Annotated in this window: 6 protein-coding genes; 3 read left to right on the forward strand and 3 right to left on the reverse strand. The window is 61.3% G+C overall.

The features are described from left to right. Positions 1-27: 27 nt before the first annotated feature. From Q0K00_RS06045 to Q0K00_RS06055, 3 genes are all read left to right on the forward strand, one after another. The gene (locus Q0K00_RS06045) at positions 28-438 is read left to right on the forward strand and encodes a Fur family transcriptional regulator (RefSeq protein ID WP_297228070.1); all 411 of its coding nucleotides are present in this window, start codon (positions 28-30) and stop codon (positions 436-438) included. A gap of 180 nt (positions 439-618) precedes the next feature. After that, a complete protein-coding gene (locus Q0K00_RS06050; RefSeq protein WP_297228071.1) occupies positions 619-1155 on the forward strand; it encodes a bacterioferritin in 537 nt (178 codons plus the stop codon). Positions 1156-1280: 125 nt separating this feature from the next. Beyond that, complete coding sequence (locus Q0K00_RS06055) at positions 1281-1469, forward strand: rubredoxin (protein ID WP_296305438.1); 189 nt, start codon at positions 1281-1283, stop codon at positions 1467-1469. A gap of 243 nt (positions 1470-1712) precedes the next feature. Here the strand turns inward: Q0K00_RS06055 and ybaK are convergent, their stop codons facing one another. From ybaK to coaE, 3 genes are all read right to left on the reverse strand, one after another. After that, the gene (gene ybaK / locus Q0K00_RS06060; protein WP_297228072.1) at positions 1713-2210 is read right to left on the reverse strand and encodes a Cys-tRNA(Pro) deacylase; all 498 of its coding nucleotides are present in this window, start codon (positions 2208-2210) and stop codon (positions 1713-1715) included. Beyond that, positions 2207-4129 (reverse strand): ATP-binding protein, encoded by a 1923-nt coding sequence (locus Q0K00_RS06065; protein ID WP_297228073.1) that lies wholly within the window; start codon positions 4127-4129, stop codon positions 2207-2209. Before Q0K00_RS06065 ends, ybaK begins: the two co-directional genes overlap by 4 nt. A gap of 297 nt (positions 4130-4426) precedes the next feature. Next, a complete protein-coding gene (coaE, locus tag Q0K00_RS06070) occupies positions 4427-6016 on the reverse strand; it encodes a dephospho-CoA kinase (protein ID WP_297228074.1) in 1590 nt (529 codons plus the stop codon). Positions 6017-6127 lie beyond the last annotated feature (111 nt).

Here is a 6127-nt window from a genome sequence, read left to right on the forward strand (position 1 = left end):
TAATAGTTATTGAAACTGGAGGAAATCATGGCTCACATACAAACACGGATGACCCGGCAACGTGCGGTCATCCTGGAAGAGCTGCGCAAGACGAAGACGCATCCCACGGCGGATGAGCTCTACGGAATGGTGCGTCAGCGCCTGCCGCGCATCAGCTTGGGAACGGTGTACCGCAACCTGGATTTCCTGGCGGACAACGGAACGATCCGCCGTCTGGAAGCGTCGGGCAGCACCAAGCGTTTTGACGGGGACATCTCCGCGCATCAACATGTGCGTTGCGTATCCTGCGGCCGCATCGGTGACGTCATGCCGCCTGTGCCGGAACCTTCTGTGGAAGGGATAGAAGTCCCCGGTTTCCATAGTCTCCATGCCGCGCGGGTGGAGTTTGACGGCCTGTGTGAAGAATGCGCGGCGCTGGCTGCCGCGGGTAGACAATAGGCTTTGCTTTTGCGGGGGGGACGGTGTAGCCTGACTCCTGTCCCTGTGTATCGCGCCGTATCGTGGATGACGGGTTCTCCAAGAGAGGCCCGTCATCGCATGAGAAGCGCGCAGTGCGCTTCACGGGCGGGATATCTTCCCAAAGCAATTCCACAATACCACGAATCTGGAGGATGAGGAATGAGCAAGGATCGCAAGGAACGCAAGGCCAATGTGATCGAGGTGCTGAACAAGGCGCGCAGCATGGAGCTTTATGCGGTGCACCAGTACATGAACCAGCATTACAGCCTCGACAGTCTGGACTATGGCGAACTGGCCGCCAACATGAAGCTCATCGCCATCGACGAGATGAAACACGCCGAAGCCTTTGCCGAGCGCATCAAGGAGCTTGGCGGCGAGCCCACCAGCGAGAAGGACGGCAAGGTCAAGACCGGCGAGGAAGTGCTTGCCATCTATGAAGGCGACGCCGCCCGCGAAGACGCCACCATCGACGCCTACAATTCCTTCATCAAAGTCTGCAACGAAAACGGCGACATCGTCACGGCCCGTCTCTTTGAGCGCATCATTGACGAAGAGCAGGCCCATATGAACTACTATGAAAATATCGCTGAACACATCAAGTCGCTCGGCGCGGTCTATCTGGCCAAGATCGCCGGCACGCCCTCCAGCACCGGTCCCTCCAAGGGATTCGTGCAGAATGGCGGCAATCAGGGCTAGAGCACTTTGCCTTTGAAAAAGACAAAATGCGAGGGGGCGGCGGTCTGATATCCGCCCCGGTGGACTGAATGCCTGTTTCGCCGCGATGGCGGAACGTAAGCAACAACAATAAAGGAGCGTTCAGCATGGCTGATGCCAAGGATATGTGGCGGTGCCCGGTGGCCAATTGCGGCTATGTCTATGACCCGGACCGCGGCGACCGTCGGCACAAGATCCCGGCAGGCACCAAATTCGAGGATCTGCCTGATGACTGGTGCTGTCCGGTGTGCGGCGCCAGCAAGAAGAACTTTCGTCGCCTGAGCGACGAAGCCTAGAGCCTTTTGCCGTTGCGAACGGCAAAACGCGAGGCGGCGGTATCGCGCCGTCCGGCCCGATGTGAGCGGAAAAACCACGTTTTTTCCGTAGTGTGAGGGCAGCGTCAGCATTGAGATTGGACACGATTTCAATGCGAATCCGCTCTAGGATAGGGCGCGCTCAGCGCCCGTCAGCAAAAAAACGACGGCGATGCGGGGGATCTCGCATCGCCGTTTCGTGTCTTGCGGCAGAAGATGTTGTGTTCAGTGCGGTGCGCGGCAAAGAGGGGCCATGACCGCATGGGCCGCCTGTTGCAGGACGGCCGGGGCGAGGCGGAGCTGGACGCCCCGCTGCCCGGCGCTCACATGGATGCAGGCATGGTGCGCGGCGCTGTCGTCCACAAAGACGGGGTATTCCTTTTTGGCGGCCAGAGGTGAGCAGCCGCCGCGGATATAGCCGGTAAGGGGAAAGACTTCCTTGAGGTGGACCATCTCCACATGCTTGTTGCCGGAAGCGGCGGCTAGAGCCTTGAGGTCAAGTTCGGCCGCTGCGGGGATGCAGGCCATGAGGATGCCGGTACGGCCGCCACGCGCCACAAGGGTCTTGAATACGCAGGCCGGATCCGCCCCCAGACGATTTGCCACCGTGACGGCCGAAAGGTCGCTCTCGTCCACCGGCACGGCCAGCAGCTCATAGGACAGACCAAGCCGGTCCAGCAGACGCGCGGCATTGGTCTTGACGATTCGGGAAGCCTTGCTCATGCGTTCGCCGGACTGGTCCACTGGAGGATCTTGTGAAAAAGCAAGGTGGGGTCGATGGGCTTGAACAGCACATCCGCCATGCCGGCATCGTGCAGCTTTTCCAGCAGGGGCTGCGCATGGTCGGCCGTCAGACCGATGATGGGCGGCAGGGTCTTCCGCAGTTCCTTGGCCCTGCGGAGGATCTCGGTCGTGGCGGCGATGCCGTCCATCTCCGGCATGACCACGTCCATGAGGATGAGATCATATGTGCCTTGCAGGGCCAGATCAATGGCCTGCCGTCCGTCATGGGCCACCGTGCAGTGCGCCCCCATGCGGCCGAGGAGAGAGCAGGCGATCTCCTGATTGATGGTGTTGTCTTCCACCAGCAGGATGTCCACTCCCTCCGGCAGCCCGGCGGGCATGTCGGCGGTGATGGCATCCGAGGAAGGTTCATCCTCGAAGGCGGCCTCCACGCAGGGGATGCGCAGATGAAAGGTCGATCCCTGACCCGGCGTGCTGTCGCACCAGATGCTGCCGCCCATGAGATCAGCGATATGCTTGCAGATGGCAAGCCCCAGACCTGTCCCGCCGAAGCGGCGGGAAATGCTGGCGTCCTCCTGCGAGTAAGGCTCGAAGATGTGCTCCAGAAATTCCTTGCTGATCCCCTTGCCCGTATCGGAAACGGCAAAGTGCAGCCAGTCCTGGTCATTTTCCCGCTGGCGCGCCACACTGACGGAAATGGAGCCGCTGGTGGTGAACTTGACGCCGTTGCTCAACAGGTTGAGGAGGATCTGTCGTAGCCGCTGATTGTCGCCATGCAGGCGGCGCGGCACGTTCTTGCCGATGCGGCAATGCCAGTCGAGCCCCTTCTGCTGCATCTGGTACTGTACGGCCACATGGGCAAAGTCCAGCACATCCTGCAGGATGAAGTCGCTGTGCTCGAGCACCATCTTGCGCGCCTCGATCTTGGAGAGATCCAGCAAGTCGTTGACCAGCGTCAGCAGGCTGGTGGCCGAATGACGAATCTTGTACAGATAGTCGCGCTGATCCTCCTGGCTGTCCTGGAGGGCCAGATGGGTCAGACCGATGATGCCGTTGAGGGGCGTACGGATCTCATGGCTTATCTGGGCGAGGAACTCGCTCTTGGCTTCCGAAGCCATGACGGCCTTTCGCTTTTCTTCCTGAGCACGGATGGAATCCGTGATGTCCAGCGCGATGGAGAGCCGCACAAGACGCTCGTCCTCCCAGCGCACCTTGCGGTCTATGACGGTATAGACGCGATGGGTGAGGGGGTTTTCATGGGTCCAGCGATAGGGCGTGCCGTCATCGGCAAGAACGTCATTGGTGCAGAAATGACAGGGATTGGAATAGCCCTGCAAGCGCTTGTAGCAGAGGTTCTCGCTCTTGTCCCCGAGGGGGAAGGCCTTGTTGATGCACTTGTTGGCAAAAAGGATCTCGTGGGTATGCAGGTCGGAAACGTAGACCGGTGCGGTAAAGGAGTCGAACAGGTCGTACAGGCGGGCATTGTGCCGCTGGAGGCGTTCACAAAGGGCAAGATGCGAAAGAGAGAGCGCCAGAGGATCTTCCAGACCGTGCAGGCGGTCAGCGGAGATGCTCTGGGCAGCGTCCCGCCACGCCAGGCAAAGATAACCGATGAGCTCGTCCTTATGATGCAGGGGCAAACTGTGCAGCGCGTCGATGCCGCAGTGTTCCAGCTGGGAGCGGAGTTCGGCATCCCGGCAGGACGCGATGTGGTCGAAATCCTCGGCAAGCGCCATTTCCCGCAGGGCCACAAAAGCCGTGAGGGCCATCCGTGTGGCGTCCTCGGTATCGGACGGTACGCTATCGGCAAGCCAGAGCTCAGACTGATCGGCCCGCCCAGGGGCAAAGAGCACGCCATAAGCGCAGTAACAGGAGAGGGCAGTGCCGATAGTTTTCAAGGCGCCACGCCAGAACGTGGAAATATCTTCACAGGAAAGCGCGATACGAGAAAGAGCCGCAACGAGCTGCAAATTATCCTGAGCTGGTAGGCATGTTTGTGTCATCCATACTCCGACGGGGGGAAGGAGGTCCCCCTGTTGTGGCGACTGCCGGGAGCTTTGTCAAGCCGGAAGAGGGGGATATGTATACTGCTCGCAGCCTGCCGTCAAACATCGAAAATCTTGATGCGGCATCAAGGATGGGCAAAGCGATACGTTTTAACTGGAAAAAGCGTGTCGTGGAGTGGAAAAATGGGCTCACGACAGCCGCAGGCCGGCAAGAAGCCGTTGCCAGTCCTCCCGCAGCAGGCGACTTTTTTCTTTCTGATCCCGCATGATGTCCCGCAGCAAGTTCTCCAGCCGTCCGTCAAGCTCTTCAGCGCTTTCCGTATTGGCAAGCACGAGGTCGCTGTGGGAGATCTTTTTCTCTTCCGGCCATTGCCATGCCTCTATCTCGTCAAAATGCTCCGCGCTCCAGCCGCGCCCAGCCATGACGCGCTGACGCCGCAGGTCGACGGGACAACTGACGCACACGCTCTGGGGACGCGGCGTGAAGGCATCTTCCTGCCAGCCGCATTCAAAATACAGGGGGATCTCGGCGGCGGCCACAGGATCGCCGCGTTTTTCCGCCTGTTCCCAGAAGTCCGTGATGCGACGGCGCACCAGCTCGTGCACCTGCTTTTCCACGTCCTGCCGCAACAAGGGATCCTGCCGCATGGCGGGCCGCAGGGCCGCACGGTCGATGCTCCCGTCCTCCGCCAGCAGATCGGGACGGCGTTCACCCAGCCAGAGGGCCACAAGGCCGCGCGGCGCGTACAGCCCATGCACCACGGCATCCGCACTGATGACCGGCACGCCGAGGCGTTCCAGCGCGGCGCAGACCGTGGACTTGCCGCAGCCCGGATTGCCCGTGATCACAAGCCGCCGGGTAGAAGCATCGGACGCGGCGGCGCAGGCAAGCATGTCCTCCGGCAGCGGCGCCGTAAATATGTGTTTTTTGCCGCTCCACGGATGGCTGAACTCCAGCCGCCAGGCGTGCAGCATCTGGCGCGGGGCGCGTGCCTGCACGGAAGGCGGCGCATAGAGCGCGTCGCCCAGCAACGGATGTCCCAGATGCGCCATATGGACGCGGATCTGATGCGTGCGTCCGGTATGGATACGCACGAGCAGCAAAGAACAGCTCCTGTCCGCCGCCGTCCAGAGCACTTGCCAGTCCGTATGGGCGCTGCGTCCGCCCCGGGACTCAGGCACCACGGCCATCTTGACCTTGACTGTGGGATGGCGCCCCACCGGCTCGCGGCAGGTCCCTTCCCGCGGCGGCGTCCCCTGTACCAGCGCCAGATAGCACTTGGTCACCGTGCGGGCGGCAAAGGCTTCGGCAAGGCGCAGGCGCGTGGCCTCATCCAGCGCCACCAGCAGCAGACCGCTGGTGTCCTTGTCCAAACGGTGCACGATGCCTGGCCGCAGGCCGTCCATTTGCCGCAGCTGCGGGAAATGGTGCAGCAGACGATGCACCAGCGTGCCTTCCGGGCAGGACGGGCAGGGGTGCACCGTCAGTCCGGCGGGCTTGTTGCACACCACAAGGTGCGCATCCTGAAAAAGCACCTCCAGCTCCGCTTCCTCAGCCTGCAAGGGGCTGTCGGTCTGCGGCAGGCGCAGCTCCACCCGCTGGCCCCGGCGCAGCTTGCAGGCGGGCGTGGTGACCGGCAAGCCGTCGATGCGGCAATTCCCGGCCGTGACGGCTTTCTGTATGGCTGCCCGCGACATGCCGTCCAGCCGGACATGCAGTGCCCGGTCAAGCCGTTCTCCCGCCTCCTCGTCTACCTCAAAGCTGAGCTCTTCCGTCATGTGTATCTCGAAATGGTTGGTTAATCGGTTTGAGGCGGGGGGAAGGAAGGGGACTTTTTTGCAAAAAAGTCCCCTTCCTTCCCCCCGTGCCCCCCATCCATCCTTCAAAAA

It is taken from the genome of uncultured Desulfovibrio sp. (genome assembly GCF_944327235.1).
Classification (GTDB): domain Bacteria; phylum Desulfobacterota; class Desulfovibrionia; order Desulfovibrionales; family Desulfovibrionaceae; genus Desulfovibrio.